Origin of the sequence: Prevotella sp. oral taxon 306 str. F0472, from assembly GCF_000257925.1 — a bacterium.
Classification (GTDB): domain Bacteria; phylum Bacteroidota; class Bacteroidia; order Bacteroidales; family Bacteroidaceae; genus Prevotella; species Prevotella vespertina.
Genome location: NZ_AJIN01000011.1, coordinates 54,855 through 75,652 on the forward strand (window position 1 = coordinate 54,855; position 20,798 = coordinate 75,652).

The 20,798-nt window shown below is 38.8% G+C and carries 19 protein-coding genes; 12 read left to right on the plus strand and 7 right to left on the minus strand.

The window, feature by feature from the left end:
- Window positions 1-31 precede the first annotated feature (31 nt).
- Together HMPREF9969_RS01300 and HMPREF9969_RS01305 are read right to left on the minus strand one after the other, a co-directional pair.
- Window positions 32-1,393 carry an imelysin family protein gene (locus HMPREF9969_RS01300; RefSeq protein ID WP_009434178.1) on the minus strand — a complete coding sequence of 454 codons (1,362 nt, stop codon included), beginning with the start codon at window positions 1,391-1,393 and terminating at the stop codon, window positions 32-34.
- Between the two features lie 41 nt (window positions 1,394-1,434).
- Entirely contained in the window at window positions 1,435-2,739 is a 1,305-nt protein-coding gene (locus HMPREF9969_RS01305) for a hypothetical protein (protein WP_009434142.1), read from the minus strand.
- Between the two features lie 563 nt (window positions 2,740-3,302).
- Here HMPREF9969_RS01305 and HMPREF9969_RS01310 point away from each other — a divergent pair.
- Together HMPREF9969_RS01310 and HMPREF9969_RS01315 are read left to right on the plus strand one after the other, a co-directional pair.
- Complete coding sequence (locus HMPREF9969_RS01310; RefSeq protein ID WP_009434169.1) at window positions 3,303-4,259, plus strand: LuxR C-terminal-related transcriptional regulator; 957 nt, start codon at window positions 3,303-3,305, stop codon at window positions 4,257-4,259.
- Window positions 4,260-4,335: 76 nt separating this feature from the next.
- Window positions 4,336-4,950, plus strand: a complete 615-nt coding sequence (locus HMPREF9969_RS01315) for a response regulator transcription factor (RefSeq protein ID WP_009434138.1) — start codon at window positions 4,336-4,338, stop codon at window positions 4,948-4,950.
- A gap of 92 nt (window positions 4,951-5,042) precedes the next feature.
- On the opposite strand, the gene HMPREF9969_RS01320 is transcribed toward HMPREF9969_RS01315, so the two are convergent.
- From HMPREF9969_RS01320 to kdsA, 3 genes are read right to left on the minus strand one after another with little or no spacing between them, the layout of a single operon-like run.
- On the minus strand, window positions 5,043-6,455 hold the full coding sequence (locus HMPREF9969_RS01320) for a phospholipase D-like domain-containing protein (RefSeq protein ID WP_036894586.1): 1,413 nt from the start codon (window positions 6,453-6,455) through the stop codon (window positions 5,043-5,045).
- Complete coding sequence (locus tag HMPREF9969_RS01325) at window positions 6,443-7,414, minus strand: SIS domain-containing protein (protein WP_009434097.1); 972 nt, start codon at window positions 7,412-7,414, stop codon at window positions 6,443-6,445. Before HMPREF9969_RS01325 ends, HMPREF9969_RS01320 begins: the two co-directional genes overlap by 13 nt.
- A complete protein-coding gene (gene kdsA, locus HMPREF9969_RS01330) occupies window positions 7,411-8,169 on the minus strand; it encodes a 3-deoxy-8-phosphooctulonate synthase (RefSeq protein WP_009434084.1) in 759 nt (252 codons plus the stop codon). Before kdsA ends, HMPREF9969_RS01325 begins: the two co-directional genes overlap by 4 nt.
- Window positions 8,170-8,433: 264 nt before the next feature.
- Between kdsA and HMPREF9969_RS01335 the strand changes: the two genes are divergently transcribed.
- Window positions 8,434-8,967, plus strand: coding sequence for an outer membrane beta-barrel protein (locus HMPREF9969_RS01335; protein WP_036894587.1), 534 nt, complete (start codon window positions 8,434-8,436; stop codon window positions 8,965-8,967).
- 584 nt (window positions 8,968-9,551) lie between these two features.
- Here the strand turns inward: HMPREF9969_RS01335 and HMPREF9969_RS12965 are convergent.
- Window positions 9,552-9,710 carry a hypothetical protein gene (locus HMPREF9969_RS12965; RefSeq protein ID WP_009434098.1) on the minus strand — a complete coding sequence of 53 codons (159 nt, stop codon included), beginning with the start codon at window positions 9,708-9,710 and terminating at the stop codon, window positions 9,552-9,554.
- Entirely contained in the window at window positions 9,707-12,061 is a 2,355-nt protein-coding gene (locus HMPREF9969_RS01340) for a mechanosensitive ion channel family protein (RefSeq protein ID WP_009434035.1), read from the minus strand. Before HMPREF9969_RS01340 ends, HMPREF9969_RS12965 begins: the two co-directional genes overlap by 4 nt.
- A gap of 185 nt (window positions 12,062-12,246) precedes the next feature.
- Between HMPREF9969_RS01340 and HMPREF9969_RS01345 the strand changes: the two genes are divergently transcribed.
- The 9 genes from HMPREF9969_RS01345 (at window position 12,247) to HMPREF9969_RS01385 (ending at window position 20,798) form a co-directional block, all read left to right on the plus strand.
- Window positions 12,247-13,134 (plus strand): ATPase, encoded by an 888-nt coding sequence (locus HMPREF9969_RS01345; protein ID WP_009434154.1) that lies wholly within the window; start codon window positions 12,247-12,249, stop codon window positions 13,132-13,134.
- Window positions 13,135-13,367: 233 nt separating this feature from the next.
- Window positions 13,368-13,718 carry an NADH-quinone oxidoreductase subunit A gene (locus HMPREF9969_RS01350; protein WP_008822630.1) on the plus strand — a complete coding sequence of 117 codons (351 nt, stop codon included), beginning with the start codon at window positions 13,368-13,370 and terminating at the stop codon, window positions 13,716-13,718.
- A complete protein-coding gene (locus tag HMPREF9969_RS01355) occupies window positions 13,709-14,596 on the plus strand; it encodes an NADH-quinone oxidoreductase subunit B (protein WP_009434199.1) in 888 nt (295 codons plus the stop codon). The genes HMPREF9969_RS01350 and HMPREF9969_RS01355 overlap by 10 nt, the downstream gene beginning before the upstream one ends.
- Window positions 14,597-14,614: 18 nt before the next feature.
- The gene (locus HMPREF9969_RS01360; RefSeq protein WP_009434062.1) at window positions 14,615-16,189 is read left to right on the plus strand and encodes an NADH-quinone oxidoreductase subunit C; all 1,575 of its coding nucleotides are present in this window, start codon (window positions 14,615-14,617) and stop codon (window positions 16,187-16,189) included.
- Between the two features lie 45 nt (window positions 16,190-16,234).
- Window positions 16,235-17,332 (plus strand): NADH-quinone oxidoreductase subunit NuoH, encoded by a 1,098-nt coding sequence (gene nuoH / locus HMPREF9969_RS01365; protein ID WP_009434167.1) that lies wholly within the window; start codon window positions 16,235-16,237, stop codon window positions 17,330-17,332.
- Window positions 17,333-17,337: 5 nt separating this feature from the next.
- The gene (locus HMPREF9969_RS01370; RefSeq protein WP_009434224.1) at window positions 17,338-17,874 is read left to right on the plus strand and encodes a NuoI/complex I 23 kDa subunit family protein; all 537 of its coding nucleotides are present in this window, start codon (window positions 17,338-17,340) and stop codon (window positions 17,872-17,874) included.
- 12 nt (window positions 17,875-17,886) lie between these two features.
- The gene (locus tag HMPREF9969_RS01375; RefSeq protein WP_009434127.1) at window positions 17,887-18,426 is read left to right on the plus strand and encodes an NADH-quinone oxidoreductase subunit J; all 540 of its coding nucleotides are present in this window, start codon (window positions 17,887-17,889) and stop codon (window positions 18,424-18,426) included.
- Window positions 18,423-18,731, plus strand: a complete 309-nt coding sequence (nuoK, locus tag HMPREF9969_RS01380) for an NADH-quinone oxidoreductase subunit NuoK (RefSeq protein WP_004360908.1) — start codon at window positions 18,423-18,425, stop codon at window positions 18,729-18,731. Before HMPREF9969_RS01375 ends, nuoK begins: the two co-directional genes overlap by 4 nt.
- A 12-nt stretch (window positions 18,732-18,743) precedes the next feature.
- Complete coding sequence (locus tag HMPREF9969_RS01385; protein WP_009434134.1) at window positions 18,744-20,798, plus strand: NADH-quinone oxidoreductase subunit L; 2,055 nt, start codon at window positions 18,744-18,746, stop codon at window positions 20,796-20,798.

The following is a 20,798-nucleotide window of genomic DNA, read 5'->3' on the forward strand; positions in this document are numbered from 1 at the left end:
ATCTTTGATTTTCAGATATACAAGTACTAATTTACTTGTCAGTCTGTTGATTAATCCATGTACCAGCTGCATTAAGTGCTTCGTTCAAGGCATCAACCTTTTCAATACAATTCTTAACCTGTGGATGACCAGGCTGATCAATAAAGGCAATACCGCTCTTCTTAGCTGTCTCCAAAGATGCGATTGCCTCGTTGAGAGCGTTGTTCAACTCATTGTACTTAGGATAATTGTTATTTTTCAAGAAGTTCATGATAGAGTTCTTTGCTGGAGTAGAGATTGTCTCTGTACCACGTTTGCCATAGAGTGAATTCTTGATAGAATAGATGTTATCCTGGTAGTCTTGGAATGAACGCTTACTATAAGGTGACTCGATGTAGTTAGCTGCATCGTCTGCCGTACCAGTACCTGTAGCCTTACGATAAGCCTGACCAAGTTTTTGTGAAGCAACTTCTTCGCAGATGCCAGAGCATCCGCCAATGAATATATTGTTCAGTGTCTCATGCCATGAAGCAAACATACCATTCTCTGTAGTGGCGAACTGTGAGTAATCACGGTATGGAATCAACTTTGGAGAAAGTCCTTTGTGACGTGTTCCATTAACTACCCACATTGCATCAGCAAGCTGGTTCACGTGAGAAGTTGGTATACTTGTACCTAACCAGCCATATTCCAAAAGGTAAGTCATGTTACGGAGGTCACCTGCAACAGCTGCTGCAAAGGCTGCTTCGTTTACAGTACTTACACTTGTAAGACCTTGTTCTGTCTCTTTCTCAGCATTGAAGTCTGCTACTGTACGATTCTTACCATTACGGAAGAGAACGAACTCCAATCCGTGGAAACCTAACACAGAGTCGAAGTTACCATTGTTGTCATAAACATACTTGGTTGGGTTCTCACCATTGATACCAGCAATAACGGAAGCATCATTCAATGCTCTTGTCAACTGATCATGGTCGAGTGGCCATGAGTCGATATGTGGGTCAATCTCATTATCAGAAGCTGCGCCATAAAGGAATGACTCACTCTGCTCCCAATCTCTACGTGCTCCTTTGAAAGCCTCACAAGCTGCATCAATATCACTCTGAGTCAAAGTACCTGCTTTACGCTTCTGATAAAGATTCTGGCAAGCCTTATAAAGGATATCAGACTTCTCTGCCAAGTCTAAATATGTAGGTTTAACAACTTCATTAATGTAGTTGGCAACAACCTTGCCCATCTCTGTTTTATTAGCGTTTGCTCTACTTTCGCTTGCAGCCTGGCTTAAAGCAGATTGCTGTTCTGGTGTGAGAATTGTTGTGTTAATAGGCTCATCATCATCACTACTACATGATACGAAGCCTGTAGCTAATGTTCCTGCAAGAAGGAACATTGCGAGTTTTGTTACTTTTTTCATTACAATCTTTATTTAATGATAATTTATAATAGTGTTTTCTCTTATAGGAAGAAGCCCTCGTATGCAATACCTATATTTATAGAAGGTTCATCGTTGTATCCTTTCTTAAGATTACGATAGTTGTACTCTGCCTTGATAGCTATCTGTGGGATAGGATAGTAGTTGATACCTGTTGCAAGGATGGTTCTGTTAGTCCATTGCTTGGTTGTGGCATGAATATAAGAGTCATAATGCTCAATGTGACCGAAAATATAGAGCTTCTGATTATCGGCACGCATCTTATTAATTTGAGAGAAGATGTCGTAACCTACTTCAAACATCATTGCCATAGCATGACTACCGAAGTATTTACCATTCCCCGACTCGTATGGCTTAACATATTGAACGTTTGGATAAGAAAGCTGTGTAATCTCTTTTGCATTGCTAACGTAACCATAATCGATGTTACCTCTTGCAATCCAGTTGTATTTATTATAGGTGAAGTCTAAGCTACCAAGATAAACATTACCTTTAATCTTCTTCTTTGCACCCTTCTCGCTATCATGTGGTACGTTATTGTGCATCGCCTGTCCTGCATAAGCACTAACACCAATGCGAAGACCAGGGATAGTGTAGTTGTCTACACGTGCAAGGAAACCATATTTATTTGCGACCTCAAACTCGAAAGGACTTGACGTACCTTTCTGTATCCAGTTAGCACGACTAAAGTGATAGGCATCCAATCCTGCAATCATTTGTGCTACATAGCTAAAGTCACCCTTACGTCCCCAGAAAGATATACCGGTTTGATGCCATGTGCTTGGAAGAATTGTGTTTTCTCCCTCTGGACGATAAACAGTGAAGAAGTTTAATGGCTCATGATGAGCATTCACTAAGCCGAATGGTACAACGATATGACCAGCACGGATATTGAAAGCTTTTCCGAATGATTTTTGTAACCAAAATTGTTCCAGCTCTACTTCTCCACCTTTCTCTGTCTCGTGCTCAAACTCAATAGCTTCATCTGCTTCATATTCAATAGCAGAACCAGAACCACCATGTTCAAACTCTATTTCACTACCCATTGACCAGCCTTTACCGAAGTCGTAACCAAGGTAGATAACTGCATGAGGAATATCAAATCGACCATGACTTGGGTCTTTCTTATAGAGACTTGGTGTTGTATAACGATTACCATTATCGCTATAGAAGTTGCGTGAGTAAGCAGCCTCACCATAACCACCAAGACTTAATTTGTTTCCTTTGACATGATTCATTACAGAGTCAGCAGCGTTTACTTGTGCTCGTGCAGTAGTCGTTCCTGCTAGGAGTGCTCCAAAGATAATCCCGAATGTAAAATTATTCATAGAGTTCTTGTCTATTATTTATTATTATTTCGTTTGCAAAGTTACTTTCTTTTATTGAATAAGGCAATACCTATATCTATTGAATTTTTATCTATTTTAGTATTACTTTAGACCGAAAAACTCATTTGTTGAGTCACAATTAATAGGTATTGTTGTATTTGTTCCATTTTAAACTTTGGGATTGATAATATTGTTATTCTTTCGTATATATGCTCTTTTTAGGGCAAAGAGATGCTCTTTTTGCCTTTAGAAGGTACTCTTTTCTAACGTAAAAGAGTACCTTTAATATTTCATGATTTTGTTGTATTTGTTTATTGTAAGGCTTTTCTTCATGAGATCCAACGTATTATGTTGTGTTTTAACTAGATATAGTATTAGATTACTTCGCTAAATATTTGTACTTTGTTGTACGTTTTGAGCTATACAAGTCATGTGTTAGGGAAGGTTGTTTCTGCTTTTAGTACTAATAAATTAGGATATTAGATTAAATACTTGATGATTCCTATTGTGTTATTGAACTTTTTTTTGTTATTTTGCATACGATATCATTACGGAAAGACAAGATGAAGAATCAAAAGATGTATGAGCCTGATGATAAGATGATCAACCTTATCAAAGACAACTATAGTCTATTACAGAGTTTAGGTTGTTTTGGCATTAGCTTAGGCTTTGGAGATAAAACGGTAAGAGAAGTTTGTAATGACCAGAATGTTGATACATATACGTTCTTGTCAGTTGTGAATTATACTATTAATGGTTATAAAGGCTTTGATGATCTTGATAGGTTATCAATACCCACTCTTATGCAGTATCTCAGAGCGAGTCACACTTATTATCTTGACTACGAATTGCCTTTCATTCGAAGAGAATTGACGGGTGCCTTGGATGAGAATGATAACCTTGCTCGACTCATACTTCGCCTTTATGACGAGTATGCTCATTCTATTCGTAATCATATGCAATATGAGGAAAAGAATGTTTTTCCTTATGTTGACTCTTTATTAAAAGGTGAGACTAATGATACTTATGATGTAGAAACCTACTCTAAGCATCATAGCCAGACAGATGATAAGTTGCGTGAGTTAAAGAGTATTATCATAAAGTATCTTCCTTCTGACTCCCATCATAATAATCGTCTCACTGCCACATTATATGATATATATAATTGTGAGGAATGGCTCGACCAGCATGCTTTAGTTGAGGATGATATCTTTATTCCTGTTATTAGGCGATTAGAACAGAAGAGTAAGCAAAATGATGTTAGTGTAAAGATCTCTAACATGATAACACAGAGTCCAGAATCGAATGAAGTTCTTAGCGATCGTGAGAAAGATGTTATCGTTTCTGTTGCTCAAGGAATGACTAATAAAGAGATTGCCAACCATCTCTGTATATCAACGAATACTGTCATTACGCATCGTCGGAATATAGCAAGGAAATTACAGATACATTCTCCTGCGGGTTTGACTATCTATGCTATTGTCAACAATTTGGTGGATATAAGTAGTGTGAAATTATAATTATCTATAGATAGGGTATATGATGTTTCTTCTTACTATCCTTTTCTAAAATTAATTTATATCTTGGTCAGTGTGTATGGAGAATGTAGAAATGAAGAAAATGGGTCGCCCAAAGATGGCTATCGTAGACCCTAATACACTTGCAGTCCTAGGCTTAAAACAGATATTGCAGAATGTGATACCAATCATGTCTGTAGAGACCTTTTCTTCATTCCAAGAGTTTGAAGAGGCTCAACCAGATTCATTCTATCACTATTTTGTAGCACAAGTAATAGTCTTAGAAAATAGGCAGTTCTTTTCTCAACGCATACATAAGACTATTGTACTAACAATTACCAAGAACCCTAATTCTCAATTATCAGGCTTTCATAGTTTCTGTATTAATGTGCCTGAGGAGGAACTTGTTAAAGCAATTTTAAAGATAGAACAGTATGGACATTCGGGTGGAAAGAACTTACCTGAACTTCCACAAGTGTTGAAGAATAAGATATTGAGCAATCGTGAGATAGAAGTCTTATCTTTGATAGTTCAAGGAATGATTAATAAAGAGATAGCCGAAAAACTTAATATAAGTTTGACAACGGTCATTTCACATCGAAAGAATATTATGGATAAGTTAGGTATGAAAAGCGTATCTGCATTGACTATCTATGCCGTTATGCATGGTTACATTGACATTAATAAGATATAGAATGATAAATTCTTATCGTTTATGGACAAGACTTTTCCATTAAGTCTTGTCTTTTTTGTACCTTATTAATACTAATCAGCTTTCCTCTCCCTTTATAAGAAAGGTGACAGAAGATGTGCAAACCATCCTCTAAAGCGTTGCCATGGAGTTCGCCATTGTTTCCATAGCTCCTCTGTTAGCTTGAAACTATCTTTCTTCTGATTCTCAAAGAGAGTATCCAATTCATGGGTTGTACATTTATCAACGATAACTGCATTCTCCTCTCTGTCCCACCTTAGACTTCGTGAGTTGAGGTTTGCAGACCCAACAGTACAGAATTGTCCGTCCACTGTGATAATCTTTGTATGATGAAAACCTGCCTTGTATAACCATATCGTACATCCGTCTTTCATCAGCTGATGAGCATTATAGAACCCACAATCTGGCGTTAAAGGTATATCGCTCCTTACACTCAACAATATCTCAACCTTCACACCCCTCTTTACAGCCTTACGCAAAGCCTTCTTTAAAGTAGGACTTAACGTGAAGTAAGGATTGATGATCTTTATACTATCCTTTGCATCATTGATGGCGTTAACATAGAAGTAACGGATAATATCTTTGCTGACTTGTGGCTCTCGATTGATGATACCAACCATCTTTTTACCAGCACTTTTACAAGTATCTGGTTTTAATCCTTTGATATAGTCAGCGTTCGATATACCGCGATAATATTTTGCTCCATGCACCTGCTTCGTAGAAACAAGATACCACATTCTTAGAAAGATGTTCTGTAAAGTGTTTACCTCATCACCTTCTATCCTGCAGTGCATATCGTGCCATGAGCCAACGACTTTCGTACCTTTTATATAATAGTCAGCCACGTTCATCCCACCTGTATAGGCTATCTTACCATCAATGATAACTATCTTTCGGTGGTCTCGATTGAAGATATCATGTATCCAAGGGAACTCTATAGGCTTAAACTCATATATCTCTATTCCTTTCTTGCGAATTGCCCTCAAAGTACTCTTCTTCATGGGTTGGTTATTACTGGCATTCCCAAATCCATCAAATATAGCTCTCACTTCAACACCTTGTCTCACCTTCTTCTCTAAATGGCGTATGAGTTCGTCGTTGATTGAATCGTTGCGAAAATTGAAGTATTCTAAGTGAATGCTCGAACGTGCTTGGTCTATTGCTTTGAACAAGTCGTCGAACTTCTCCTGACCAGTACAAAGAAGAGTAACCGAGTTATTATGTGAAAAGCTTATTCCTTTGTGACGTAATTGGCATACAAGCATTGAGTCTGCTCTTCCATCCTTATTTGCTAATTCCTTACCATTACCCTTATACTCAAAGGTCTTAGCCGTTAGAGGATAGGGGAAGAGTAGGGCTATGAATGTACAAATGCAAGTAATGATAAGTTTTCTATAACTTTCTTGTTTCCTTTTTGCCATTTTCTTGTAGGAATACTCCTTTCTTGGTATTAACTCAATGAGAATATAAGGTATTAAATCATACAACTATAATGGTCGACAACTCCCAGAAGATTCTTTTCTTCATCACATACTAAGACTGTATGTACTTTATGTCTATGCATAATCTGTTGTATTTCTGTAATTTTAATGTTGGGAAGAACCATCTTAGGCTCTGTTGTCATAATATCTTTGACTGTATGGTTAAAGAACTCTGCTTGCCATCTTTCCATAGCCCGTCGGATGTCACCATCTGTAATCAGACCTACAATCTTCTTTCCAGATAAAGCTATACCCAAGCCCAATTTCCCCTTGCTAACATGGATAATTGCTTCGCCTAAGTGCATCTCCTTAGGGATAACAGGCAAGTTCTCTGATATCATGACATCTTGTGCAGTTGTCAGTAAGCGCTTACCTAACTCACCTCCTGGATGGAACTGAGCGAAATCCTGTGGTCTAAAGTCTCTTACACGCATCAAAGCCACTGCAAGTGCATCGCCCATAACCAAAGCAGCTGTTGTTGAACTTGTTGGTGCTAGGTTTAGCGGGCACGCTTCTTTCTCAACCCAAACCTTGAGATGGGCTGTGGAGTATTTAGCTAGAAGTGAATGGGGGTTCGCACTCATTCCTATGATTGGAATATTCATGTGGAGAACCATCGGTATAAAGCGAAGTAATTCATCAGTCTGACCAGAGTTTGACAACGCCAGTACAACATCATCTTCTTTCATTACCCCTAAGTCACCATGATATACATCCAATGGGTTAACGAAGAAAGCAGGTGTACCTGTAGAAGAAAGTGTTGCAGCTATCTTCGCTCCAATATTTCCACTTTTACCAACTCCTGTCACAATGACTTTCCCTGTACAATGAAACATCAAGTCGACAGCTTTCTCAAAGTTCTCATCAAGTTGATTGATAAGATTGATTGTCGCATCAGCTTCTTCTTTGATACATTGTATAGCGTAGTCTCTTACATGTGTTAATCTTTCCTCTGCTCCAATCATATTAACTTGCTAATTAATTCGTCTAACTTATTTAACTCTAGCATGTTGGCTGCATCAGACAAGCCTTGGTCTGGTGTTGGATGTACTTCAAAGAAATAACCTGTAGCACCAAAAGCCTTAGCTGCTAATGCCATAGAAGGAACAAACTTCCGATCGCCGATTGTCTTACCATCTCCTGCGCTAGGACGTTGTACACTATGCGTGCAATCCATGATAACATTCGGAACAATCTCCTTCATATCTGCAATGTTACGGAAGTCTACAACTAGATTGTTGTAACCAAAGCAGTTGCCTCGTTCTGTAAGCCAAATCTCTTTTGCACCGCTTTCTAAGCATTTCTGCACGGGATATTTCATGTCTCGTCCACTTAAGAATTGTGCCTTCTTGATATTCACAATTTTGCCCGTCTTTGCTGCAGCTACTAACAAATCTGTTTGTCTACAAAGGAAGGCAGGAATCTGAATAACATCAACAACTTCGCCTACAGGTTCTGCTTGATCGCTCTCATGAATATCAGTAAGTAGTTTTAAACCAAACTTCTGCTTAATATCATAAAGCATACTCAATCCTTTCTCCAATCCAGGACCACGGAAAGAGTTTATACTTGTTCGGTTAGCTTTATCAAAGCTAGCCTTAAAAATGATATTAATATTGTATTTCTCGTTAAGCCTAACCAACTCTTCTGCAACAGAACAGAGGAGCTCTGAGCTCTCAATTACGCAGGGACCTGCAATGAAAGTGGGTTTATTGTTCATAATTCGGTAGGACTACTCCTGTTTCATAACTTAATTGAACTTCTCCTTGTAAGTGTTTGTGCAAAGTTATATATAATAAGGTTAACGCACAAGGTTTTAACCTTTGTTTACGTAAATGTACCAAATCTTATTGATAAAATTTGGAGTTTTCGATTAAAACACTTTACCTTTGCAGCGGATTTAATTCATTATGTACCCCGTATGTGGGTTATAATTACAGGTAGAAAGATTTTATATTTAGTATTAACAATTAAAGCTTTTAAGATGAAAAAGATTTTGATGACACTTGCTGTAGCCTTTGTTGCTATAGCTGCTAACGCCCAGGTTTATGTTGGTGGTGGTGTAGGTATTGGTTCTTCAAAGGAAGGTTCTCATGATGCAGTAACTACTTACAAGGTATTGCCAGAAATCGGTTACAATGTTAACAAAGATGTTGCTATCGGTACTGTAATTGGTTGGGGTAAGGGTGCTCCTACAGAGATTGAGCAGGATAACCTACGTAACTACATCACCGTACAGCCTTACGTTCGTTACACATTTGTACACACTAAGTACGTTAACGCTTTCGTTGATGGTAATTTGGGTTATACACACTATCATGGCAAGATTAACGCATGGTCAGCAGGTTTGAAGCCAGGTATCGCTGTAAACCTCAACAAGAAGGTTAGCTTCGTTGCTCACGTAGGTTTCGCTGGTTGGCAGTCAATTAAGGTAAAGGGCGCATCTAAGGACAGCCACGCATGGGGTGCAAACCTTGATGGTAATAATATTACTTTCGGTGCTTATTACAACTTCTAAGGAATCGCCCTTAGATAGAAGATAAAGAGAGGGATATATCATTTAAAGTGATATATCCCTCTTCTTTTTGGCTTTTATTCTGTGTTTTAAAAGACATAAAGCACAGTAACATTTTTCAATGCTCAAAGGTCGAAACTCAAAACTCAAAGGTCAATGTTCAAATTATATACGGTTAGCCGAAAATTTTTATTTGATATAAATTTATTTCTAATCGCTTCCCCGTAAATTTCTAACCGTATATAAATTTATGGGGAACAGTATATAAATTTTCTTCTAACACGTTCCCCGTAAATCGCAAACACGTTGGAAATTTACGGGGAACAGCATATAAATTTTCTTCCAACAGCATACGAGTTTCTTTCTAACTTTTAAGTCGGAACTGTTAACATCAACGAAATGTACTTTCGTGGGGTACGGGTGTCGGACTCGTGCCCCACGGATCCGACACCCGTAGTCTACGAGTCCGACACCCGTGCTTTACGAATTTGGCACCATAATAAGAGGCATAAAAAATAGTTCGCGAACTCTTTTCAAATTCTTCGCGAACAATTTTCTGCGTTTCTTATCAGTCGTTTAAATACGTCTTAATTCCCCTTTGATTCCTCCGAATCAGATTCCGAAAAATCAGAAGCAGATTCATCTTCTTCGTCAAAGAAATAATTAGCCTTTGCTTGTCCGCCACCGCCGGGACCAGGAGCAGGTCCAATAGGGGTGGATAGACAAATAAAGTTCTCAACATTCATTGATTCTTAATTGTAATCTCACGTTGTGGGAATGGAATTTCAATACCGTTCTTATTGAGCGTATCATAAATACATTCCATGATAATGCTATCATCAAGTCCTTGCGTGAAAACGTTAACCCATACAAGTACTTTTAGTGTAATGCAGCTATCATCAAAACTCTTTAGTAAGACCATTACCTTCTTTTTCTTGTAAGTAATGTCTAGTGCGGTGATGGCATCAATCAGCATTTTCTTAACTTCATTGATATTACTACCGTATGCTACGCCTACTTCTAGGATGTCAAGCTCATATCCATGATTCTTTGTCATGTTCTTATAGTTCTTCGTAAAGAGCTGTGAATTTTGGAAGGCAATGATTGATCCATCTAGTGCTTCAAGCATTGTTGAGGTATAGCTGATAGAGCTTACACGTCCACGTATGCCATCACATACAATATAATCGCCTATCTTGATTCGTCCTGTCATCAATGATATACCATAGTAGATGTTCTCAAGAATATCTTTCATGGCGAAACCAATACCAGTTGATAAGCCGCCAGTTACAACAACTAGCCATGTGTTGCTGATTTGGAATATACTTAAAGTCGTCAATAACCATGCGCCCCATACAACTACTTGTAAGACGTTGATAAACATCGTACTTCTAGCTGCAGCTGTTGTAGGGTCACTCTTCTTTAAGAATTGTTTTATAGCGTCCCTGATCGTGTGATTGAGATAGTTAAAGATGAACCAAAGGACTGTAACCATGGCTATAGAGTAGATGCTGATCTTGAACTTATCAGAATCAATGAAGTTAGCACGGAATAACCTCCATGTTATATCACTAAGGTTGAAGACATCTGCTGCCCAATAAATTGAGATGATGAAAGACAATACCAATGATGATGGTATGAATACATTGTATATAAATCTGATAATCCAAGTCTTTACGATTGACAATTTCTTTTCAGGATACCTCTCCCTATATTGATCAAGATAATCATGGAAGAACGCTATCGTTAATATACATGCTAATTGCATCATCCACCAAATAAAGACTTGGACGCCCAGCATGGTATAGCCTATTATTGAGCTAATCAGCGAGAAGACGAATACCGTGAGTGAGAAGTAAGCAAGGTATAAGTCGTATTTAGGAATTTGCAAGCGGTGCTTGTAAATCATCCTTGCCTGCCACAAAGCATTGAGCAATAAGAGGGGAGGGAATACGAGTGTTACTATGGAGCTTGGCAACATCACAATACGGAAGGTGATGACGGTAAAGCCAACAAAAATAAGAGGGTAATATATGCGATAGGTGTTGTGTGTTTGTGCACCACTAACACGGAATAACAATGAGGCAAAGATAACAGTAAGTAACCATGTGTATTCAAGCAAAAGGTTGCATGCCATGTGAACAAAGTTGGAGGGCGAAAGAATCTTGATGATGACGAGAATGATACTAAAAGTAATGATTGATGTCACCATAATAATACATGTTCGCTTGGCAAGAAAAGCACTACTTTTCTGCTCAAACCGATTCGTTTTCATTACTTTCGTAACAAGGAAACGAATGCTTAAATAATTGATGAGTATTGCCACTAAACCATAGATGAGTATCATGGAAAAGAGCGTAATGAGCCACCTTACATCCCATTGAGATTGCACGACTCGTTGTGGCGTGTATTTCTCAGAAAGGTTAGAACTCATTTGAGAGATAAGTGTTGGAGCATTGCGTAGGAATTTAAAGTAATTTTCTCCGCTATTTGTAAAGATGCTCGTCTGTATCTCTTCATATCTCTTTTGTGCATACGTATCGAGCGATTGAAGTTGTTGTTGGTTGTATTGGTAATATTGTATATATTCTTGATAAGAGTCGTTACGCTCTTGCAACATTCGACGTATGCTAACGGCAAGCGTTAAACAAACGTTGCGGTCAGTCTTCATCTTGTCTGTCATGCCAAAGGTGTACATTGTACTGAGCACGTTGATAAGAGAATCATAACGAGCAATCTCCTCCTTACTCTGGGTGATAAGGTCATGAAAGGGGCGCGACTTACTCTGAAAATCCTTCCATAGTTCGGTAGCCTCTTGGCAGGCATAAGTTAAATCAAAGATGTTATCCGTCTTTTGAGAATAAAGCATGAGCGACACCTGGGTAGAGTGTTCTCCAATCTCTTTTAGCTGATTCATCACTTGCTCACTAATAAACTTAGAGTTGTTTAATTGCTTTGTTTGTTCAAGATGTTGTGCAATTAACTCATGACGGAGAACGGAGAGTGAGTTCTTCAATGAATCTTCCTGTAATACGGCACTTGCTGGGAGTGTAATGATAAACAGCAAGATAGTAATGAAGAGTATCTTTTTATACATACTTCTGGGTTGTGGTGATAAACAGTTTGTTTAAACAATAATTGATGCAAAGATAAGCAAAGTTTATGATTTTGCAGTTGCTGTTTATGTAAAATGATACTAAAGATATGTCATGAAACTTATTTCTGTTACCATAATGCTTATAAATCAATAAAAAAGTGTAAGTTTGCATACAAAAAGATACAATGATATTAATAGCTGATAGTGGTGGCTCGAAAACGGATTGGGCATTAGTGGGCACACCTAATGATGGTTTTAATGTTATCCTTAAAGTTCGTACACAGGGCTTAAATCCTTTTCATCAATCGGAGGATATAATTTTCAACGTATTAGAAACGGAGCTGAAACCTGCGTTAAAAGAGAGCATAAGAGGTGCGGAACTCAGCGAGCCTTTTGATCTTATTAGTGAGGTTACTAGTGTCGCCTTTTATGGTGCTGGTTGTACTGCTGATTTATCTATAAAAGTGTGTAAAGCACTTTCAAAATCCTTCCCCTTAGCTAACGTTGAGGTACAGAGCGACTTATTAGGTGCAGCAAGAGCTACTTGTGGTCATCATGCAGGAATAGTTTGTATCTTAGGGACGGGAGCTAATAGCTGTCTATATAATGGTAAAGAGATCGTAGAGAATGTTCCACCTTTGGGTTATATCCTCGGTGACGAAGGAAGTGGAGCAGTGTTAGGAAAGCTGTTCCTGAATGGTATCTTTAAAGGGAGCTTGTCCAAAGAAGTTGGTGACGCTTACTTGTCATGGTCAGGCTTAACTTATTCAGATATAATCAGTAAAGTCTATCGTCAACCTTTAGCTAATCGTTATTTAGCTAGTATCTCAAAGTTTATTCATGCTAATTTGGAGAAGACAGAGTTAGAAGAACTCGTATTGTCTAATTTAGCTAACTTCTTTGAAAAGAATATTATGAGATATTCTAAAGGCTCAGTATATTCTATATCGGCTGTAGGAGGCGTTGCTGCTGCTTATGAAACGCAGTTGAGAAAATGCGCTAAATCATTCGGTTATAGTGTTGATAAAGTACTTGCTTCTCCGATTGAAGGGCTGATAGACTATCATCGTTAATTTATTCTGTCTTTCCTCTCTTACCTTTAGCTATAAAGTGGGCTAAAAATAAGAAAGATGAATGAGTAATAAGGAGCCGTTAGAAGATTATTTGTAAAGTGGAGTTTGCAATAAGAGTATGTTTTTTAATAGAATTGCTTTGCTTTTCAAATATTTTTGTATCTTTGCATTTGTTTTAAAACAAGTTTCACAAGAACAAGATTGCATATTTAAATTATAGCTATATAAAGTTTATGTATTTCACACTTTTTGTTACCGTTCTGATAACGGCCGCATTCTTGGTAGTGGCAGCGTATGCCATAGCTAAGTTGATTGGTCCGCGTTCGTACAATCCGGTGAAAGGTGAGCCTTTCGAGTGTGGTATTCCGACTTATGGAACCTCTTGGTTACCCGTGCATATCGGATACTATCTCTTTGCGATCCTCTTCCTGATGTTTGACGTGGAAACAGTTTTCTTATACCCATGGGCTGTTGTTGTTAAGACATTTGGACCTTTAGCACTAGCTACCATTGGGTTCTTTATGTTGGTATTAGTATTTGGCCTTGCTTATGCATGGCGGAAAGGAGCGCTTGAATGGAAATAAGAAAGCCAAAAATCAAGTCTCTTCCATACGATGAATGGAAGGACAATAATACGCTCAGTAAGATGGCAAGCGAACTGAACGATGGTGGTACTAACCTCGTTCTTGGTAACTTGGATCAACTTATAAATTGGGGGCGTAGTAATTCTCTGTGGTCATTGACTTTCGCTACTTCTTGTTGTGGTATTGAGTTTATGGCTGTTGGTTGTGCACGTTACGACTTCTCTCGTTTTGGATTTGAGGTTACACGTAACTCTCCTCGTCAGGCAGACTTGATAATGTGTGCAGGTACTATTACTAATAAAATGGCACCAGCATTGAAACGTTTGTATGATGAGATGGCAGAACCTAAGTATGTTATAGCTGTTGGTGGATGCGCTATTTCAGGTGGTCCTTTCAAAGATAGCTATCATGTTATGCGTGGTATTGATGAGATCATCCCTGTGGATGTATATATCCCAGGTTGCCCTCCTCGTCCAGAGGCTATTATTTACGGAATGATGCAACTTCAACGTAAGGTTAAAGTTGAGAAATTCTTTGGGGGTGTTAATCATAAGCAGACAGCTGAAGAGCGTGAGTTGGGTAAAAGTAATGCCGAACTGATATTTAAGGAGAAATTGGGTATTGATCCTGAAGAAATTAAAGAGAAGCGTGAAACTGCATGGGAAGAAGCACATAAGCCAACTCCTAAGCCTGCTCGATCTGCAGCTAAACCTGCAGCAAAGCCTGTTTCTGCTGCTCCAGTAGAGGCAGCACCTAAGAAGGAAACGATTGTCGTTAACCAGCCTGTAACAAAAGAAGATGTTGAGAAGTTGGGTAAGGAAATCGATCAGATAGATGCTGCAAAGAAGGCTGCTGACGAAAGTGCAACTAACATATAATATATAAGGTACGCGAGAATGAAACTAGAAAATAAAGAATTCGGTTTTGATAGCTTTGCTACAGAGATGGCAAGGTTGAAGAATGAGAAGCATTTCGATTACCTTGTAACTGTTGTCGGTGAAGACTTTGGTGCAGAAGAAGGGCTTGGATGTATTTATATTCTTGAGAATACAAAAACACATGAGCGTTGTTCTGTAAAGCAGCTTGCAAAGAAGGTAGGAGAGGAATATGTAATTCCTTCTGTTATTAAGTTATGGGCTGATGCCGACTTGTTGGAACGTGAGGTTTATGACTTCTATGGAATTAAGTTCCTTGGTCATCCAGATATGCGTCGTCTCTTCTTACGCAATGACTTTAAGGGTTATCCTCTTCGTAAGGATTACGATATGGATCCTGCAAAGAATATGTATACTACGGAAGACGATGTTGAACTTGATACAACAACAGAGTGGAACTTAAACAAGAATGGTGAACTTGTAGGAACACAACATGCTTTGTTTACTGATGACAACTTTGTTGTTAATATTGGTCCGCAGCACCCTTCTACTCATGGTGTACTTCGTTTACAAACAGTATTAGATGGTGAGACAGTTACTAATATCTATCCACACTTAGGTTATATCCATCGTGGTATAGAGAAACTTTGTGAACAGTTTACTTATCCTCAGACATTGGCATTGACTGATCGTATGAATTACCTGTCAGCTATGATGCATCGTCATGCACTTGTGGGTGTGATAGAAGAGGGTATGGGAATTGAATTGTCTGAGCGTATTCTCTATATCCGTACTATTATGGATGAGTTACAGCGTATAGACAATCACCTTCTTTATACAGCTTGTTGTGCACAGGACTTAGGTGCTCTTACAGCATTCCTTTATGGTATGCGTGACCGTGAGCATGTCCTCAATGTAATGGAGGAGACAACAGGTGGTCGTTTGATACAGAACTATTATAGAATAGGTGGTTTGCAGGCTGATATTGATCCAAACTTTGTGTCAAATGTAAAGCAACTCTGTAAGTATCTTCGTCCAATGATTCAGGAGTATGTTGATGTCTTTGGTGATAACGTAATTACACATCAGCGTTTCGAAGGTGTTGGTGTTATGAACGAAGAAGATTGTATCAGCTATGGTGTGACTGGTCCTGCTGGTCGTGCTAGCGGTTGGAAAAATGACGTTCGTAAGAATCATCCTTATGCGATGTATGATAAGGTGAACTTTGAAGAGATTACATTGACAAATGGTGATTCTATGGATCGTTACTTCTGTCATATTAAGGAAATCTATCAGAGTCTCAATATTATAGAGCAATTGATTGATAATATTCCTGAGGGTGAGTTCTATATCAAGCAGAAGCCAATTATTAAAGTTCCAGAAGGTCAGTGGTACTTCTCTGTTGAGGGTGCAAGTGGTGAATTTGGTGCTTATTTAGATTCAAGAGGTGATAAAACTGCTTATCGTTTGAAGTTCCGTCCAATGGGATTGACACTTGTTGGTGCTATGGATAAGATGTTGCGTGGTCAGAAGATAGCCGATTTGGTTACTACTGGTGCTGCACTTGACTTCGTAATCCCTGATATTGACCGTTAACAAGGTTTATCATAAAAGTAATCAATTAAGAATTAAAATCATACTATGTTCGATTTTAGAATAGTAACAACATGGTTCGACGAATTACTACGTGTCACTTGTGGCTTAAGTAATTTCTGGACCATTCTGATTGAGTGCGTTGTGGTGGGATTAGCAATACTTCTTGCTTATGCTTTACTTGCAATAGTACTTATCTTTATGGAGCGTAAGGTTTGTGCTTACTTCCAGTGCCGTATAGGTCCTGTTAGAGTAGGTTGGTGGGGAACCTTACAGGTCTTTGCTGATGTATTGAAGATGTTAATCAAAGAGATTTTTGCAGTTGATAAGGCTGATAAATTGCTTTATTATCTTGCTCCATTTTTGGTTATTATTGCTTCAGTAGGAACTTTCTCTTTCCTTCCATGGAATAATGGAGCTAATATCTTAGATTTTAATGTGGGTATATTCCTTGTAACGGCTATTAGTTCAATTGGCGTTCTTGGAATTTTCCTTGCAGGTTGGGGAAGTAATAATAAGTACTCTGTTCTCTCTGCTATGCGTGGTGCGGTACAGATGATTTCTTATGAGTTGTCTTTAGGACTCTGTTTAATTTCTGCAGTTATTCTCACAGGTAAAATGCAGATTTCAGGTATTGTGGAAGCACAAACAGGTCCTTGGCAATGGCTGATTATACAAGGGCATATCCCTGCAATATTGGCTTTCCTCGTATTTTGTATTGCCGGTAATGCAGAAGCAAATCGTGGTCCTTTCGACTTAGCTGAGGCTGAGAGTGAGTTGACTGCGGGTTACCATACCGAGTATAGTGGTATGGGATTTGGTTTCTATTACCTTGCAGAATACCTTAACCTATTTGTTGTATCAGGAATTGCTACCACAGTTTTCTTGGGTGGCTGGGCTCCATTGAATATTGGTCTTGAAGGCTTTGATGCCGTTATGAACTATATTCCTGGTATTGTATGGTTCCTTGGTAAGACATTCGTTGTGGTATTCTTGTTGATGTGGATTAAGTGGACTTTCCCACGTCTTCGCATTGATCAGATTCTGAAATTAGAGTGGAAGTACCTTATGCCATTGTCACTTGTCATCCTTGTATTGATGACTATTTGTGTAGCATTCGGTTGGACATTCACTATTAATGGTTAAAGAGAATGGAAGAGAAAAAACAATCATATTTTGGTGAGGTTGGCTCTGCGCTCAAGACTCTTGCTACAGGTATGAAGGTGACAATGAAGGAATACTTCACACCAAAGTCTACCGAGCAGTATCCAGAGAATCGTAAGACAACCCTTCACGTTGCTAAACGTCATCGTGGTCGTTTGGTCTTTAAACGTGACGAAAATGAAAACTACAAGTGCACAGCTTGTACTATGTGTGAGAAGGCTTGTCCTAATGGAACCATCAAGATTGCTTCAGAGATGGTTACTAATCCAGAAACTGGTAAGAAGAAGAAGCAACTTCTCGATTATGAGTATGATTTGGGCGATTGTATGTTTTGTGAGTTATGTGTGAATGCTTGTAACTTCGATGCAATTGAGTTTACAAATGATTTTGAAAATGCTGTGTTTGATCGTTCTAAGCTAGTTCTTCATCTTGATAAGGAAATATATAATGGTGGTTCGCTACCAAAACTTATTGAGGGTGGAGCAGATTGGAAAGTTGGAACATTCAATACTAAAAAGAAATAAGGAGTAAGGGATATGGCAAGATTAATTATGTTTGCGATTCTCGCCGTTGTAATATTGGCTTCAGCTATATTCTGCGTGTCGACGAAACGTATCATGCGAGCAGCAACAGCATTGCTGTTTGTACTCTTTGGTGTTGCAGGTCTCTACTTCCTGCTCGATTACACATTCCTTGGTGCTGCTCAGATAAGCATTTATGCTGGTGGTATTACTATGATGTATATCTTTGCAATCCAATTGGTGAGCAAACGTACATTGCAAGGACTCTCTGAACGATGGTTAGGTAAGCGTACTTTTCTTGCAGCAGCAATAGCATTAGTAGGTTTTGCAACTGTAGTTGTTGTATTGCTAAAGAATGCTTTAATCAATAGTACTATTGTTAATGGTGATACGTTGTCAAAAGAAGTAACGATGGATACCATTGGTCAGAACTTGATGAGTGCAGATAAATATGGATATGTACTTCCTTTTGAATTTATTTCTGTATTCCTTTTGGCATGTATTATTGGTGGCCTAGTTATTCTGAATAATAAAAAGAAGGAGGGAAGCAAATGATACCTGTTGGATATTTCTTTGTCCTTAGTGGACTCTTATTCTTTATCGGAGTATTTGGTTTCGTAACTCGTCGTAACCTTGTTGCAATGCTAATCTCCGTAGAGTTAGTTCTTAATAGCGTTGATATCAATTTTGCAGCATTCAATCGTCTGCTTTTCCCTGATGGATATGAGGGTATGTTCTTTACGCTCTTTTCTATTGGTGTAAGCGCAGCAGAATCAGCTGTTGCACTCGCTATTATTATCAATGTTTACCGTCATTTCCACAGCGATCAGGTGAACAGTATTGAAAATATGAAATTATAAAGAGAAACAAATATGTTTGATTACGCATTTTTGATACTTCTTCTCCCGTTCCTAAGTGCTATTGTACTTGGTCTGTTCGGAATGAAGATGCCACGCAAGGTTGCTGGTATTATTGGCACCTGTGTGTTGGGAACGTTATTTGTGCTCAGTCTCTATACAGCTTATCACTATTTCTTTTATACGGGAGAGTATACAGCAATGGGAGAGACTTTCCATGTTACTGACGGTCGTTTAGCTAATGGTACTTATCCAACTGTTACCGTCTTTAATCTAACATGGTTAAAGTTTACTGAGCTTTTGACCTTTAATATTGGTTTCCGTCTTTCTCCAATCAGTGTGATGATGTTAATCGTTATTACTACTGTCAGCTTTATGGTTCACATCTATTCATTCGGTTATATGGCTGAACGTGATGAGAACTACAAGTTTGAGGAGTATGAGCATGGCTTCCAACGTTTCTATGCCTACCTGTCACTCTTTACGATGTCAATGCTTGGCCTTGTAGTAGCAACTAATATCTTTCAGATGTATCTCTTCTGGGAGTTGGTAGGTGTTTGTTCATATCTGTTGATAGGTTTCTATTATCCAAAGCATACTGCAGTACATGCTAGTAAGAAGGCTTTTATCGTTACACGTTTTGCTGATTTGTTCTTCTTGATAGGTATTTTGTTCTTCAGCTTCTATGTAGGAACTTTCAACTATGACCTTCATACAAATCCAGAGCTAGTTGGTAAGTTGACGGCATTAGCTTCAAATTCAGCATTGACTTGGGTACTTCCAACATCACTATTCTTAATGTTCATTGGTGGTGCTGGTAAGTCTGCAATGTTCCCATTGCATATCTGGTTGCCAGATGCAATGGAGGGACCAACACCTGTATCTGCATTGATTCACGCAGCTACGATGGTTGTTGCTGGTGTATTCCAAGTAGCATCGTTGTTGCCTATCTATGTTCAGTTTGGCGCACAGGAACAGCTCCATTGGATTGCTTGGATAGCAGCATTTACTGCCTTCTATGCAGCAGCAGTAGCTTGTGCTCAGCGTGATATTAAGCGTGGTTTGGCATTCTCAACCATCTCACAGATTGCTTACATGCTTGTTGCACTTGGTGTTTGTTTCTATGATAGTAAAGAAGGATCATTTAATAGTCCAGAGTTCCTCCATCATGGTGGTCTTGGCTATATGGCAGCAATGTTCCACCTCTTCACTCACGCAATGTTCAAGGCTCTACTCTTCCTTTGCTCTGGTGCTATCATTGTTATTATTGGTAGTAACTTTAAGGAGTATATGGGGGGGCTGCACAAGTACATGCCAATTACAAACATCTGCTTCTTGATTGGTTGTTTAGCTATTGCTGGTATTCCACCATTTGCAGGTTTCTTCTCAAAAGATGAGATTATCTCAGCATGTAATGCACTTCCTGGTGTAGAAGGACAGGCTTTGAAGTGGATTATGACACTTGTAGCTGGTATGACAGCATTCTATATGTTCCGTCTCTACTACGTAATCTTCTGGGGTGAGTCTTATTATGAGCAAGATCCAGAGAATCGTCGTCGTCCACAGGAAGTACCTTTCGTAATGTGGGGACCATTGGTATTCCTCGCTGCTATTTCTGTATGTGCTGGTTGGATACCATTTGGTCACTTCGTAAGTGCCAATGGCTTAAACTATGATATTCATATAGATTGGAGCATTGCAACAACAAGTATCATTGCAGCCGTTATCGGTATAGCCCTTGCTACTTGGATGTATATGGGTAAGAAGCAGCCAGTAGCTGATGCCTTACAGCGTACCTTCCCACGTCTGCACAAGGCAGCCCTTAATAGATTCTATATAGATAACGCATGGCAATTCTTCACACATAAGATAGTATTCCGTTGCTTCTCTATTCCAATCGCATGGTTCGATCGTCATGTTATCGATGGTACATTCAACTTCATGGCTTGGGGTACACAAGAGGCAGGTGAGTCAATCCGTTCTTGGCAGAGTGGCGATGTACGCCAATATGCCGTATGGTTTATTACCGGAACTGTAGCATTAACATTAATCTTACTTTGTTTGATATAA

Coding starts and splice junctions, on each gene's coding strand:
- HMPREF9969_RS01310 (WP_009434169.1), top strand. CDS start 3,303: ATGAAGAATCAAAAGATGTATGAGCCTGATGATAAGATGATCAACCTT.
- HMPREF9969_RS01340 (WP_009434035.1), bottom strand. CDS start 12,061: ATGTATAAAAAGATACTCTTCATTACTATCTTGCTGTTTATCATTACA.
- HMPREF9969_RS01385 (WP_009434134.1), top strand. CDS start 18,744: ATGTTTGATTACGCATTTTTGATACTTCTTCTCCCGTTCCTAAGTGCT.
- kdsA (WP_009434084.1), bottom strand. CDS start 8,169: ATGAACAATAAACCCACTTTCATTGCAGGTCCCTGCGTAATTGAGAGC.
- nuoK (WP_004360908.1), top strand. CDS start 18,423: ATGATACCTGTTGGATATTTCTTTGTCCTTAGTGGACTCTTATTCTTT.
- HMPREF9969_RS01345 (WP_009434154.1), top strand. CDS start 12,247: ATGATATTAATAGCTGATAGTGGTGGCTCGAAAACGGATTGGGCATTA.
- HMPREF9969_RS01325 (WP_009434097.1), bottom strand. CDS start 7,414: ATGATTGGAGCAGAGGAAAGATTAACACATGTAAGAGACTACGCTATA.
- HMPREF9969_RS01355 (WP_009434199.1), top strand. CDS start 13,709: ATGGAAATAAGAAAGCCAAAAATCAAGTCTCTTCCATACGATGAATGG.
- nuoH (WP_009434167.1), top strand. CDS start 16,235: ATGTTCGATTTTAGAATAGTAACAACATGGTTCGACGAATTACTACGT.
- HMPREF9969_RS01305 (WP_009434142.1), bottom strand. CDS start 2,739: ATGAATAATTTTACATTCGGGATTATCTTTGGAGCACTCCTAGCAGGA.
- HMPREF9969_RS01300 (WP_009434178.1), bottom strand. CDS start 1,393: ATGAAAAAAGTAACAAAACTCGCAATGTTCCTTCTTGCAGGAACATTA.
- HMPREF9969_RS01350 (WP_008822630.1), top strand. CDS start 13,368: ATGTATTTCACACTTTTTGTTACCGTTCTGATAACGGCCGCATTCTTG.
- HMPREF9969_RS01375 (WP_009434127.1), top strand. CDS start 17,887: ATGGCAAGATTAATTATGTTTGCGATTCTCGCCGTTGTAATATTGGCT.
- HMPREF9969_RS01360 (WP_009434062.1), top strand. CDS start 14,615: ATGAAACTAGAAAATAAAGAATTCGGTTTTGATAGCTTTGCTACAGAG.
- HMPREF9969_RS01315 (WP_009434138.1), top strand. CDS start 4,336: ATGGAGAATGTAGAAATGAAGAAAATGGGTCGCCCAAAGATGGCTATC.
- HMPREF9969_RS01335 (WP_036894587.1), top strand. CDS start 8,434: ATGAAAAAGATTTTGATGACACTTGCTGTAGCCTTTGTTGCTATAGCT.
- HMPREF9969_RS12965 (WP_009434098.1), bottom strand. CDS start 9,710: ATGAATGTTGAGAACTTTATTTGTCTATCCACCCCTATTGGACCTGCT.
- HMPREF9969_RS01370 (WP_009434224.1), top strand. CDS start 17,338: ATGGAAGAGAAAAAACAATCATATTTTGGTGAGGTTGGCTCTGCGCTC.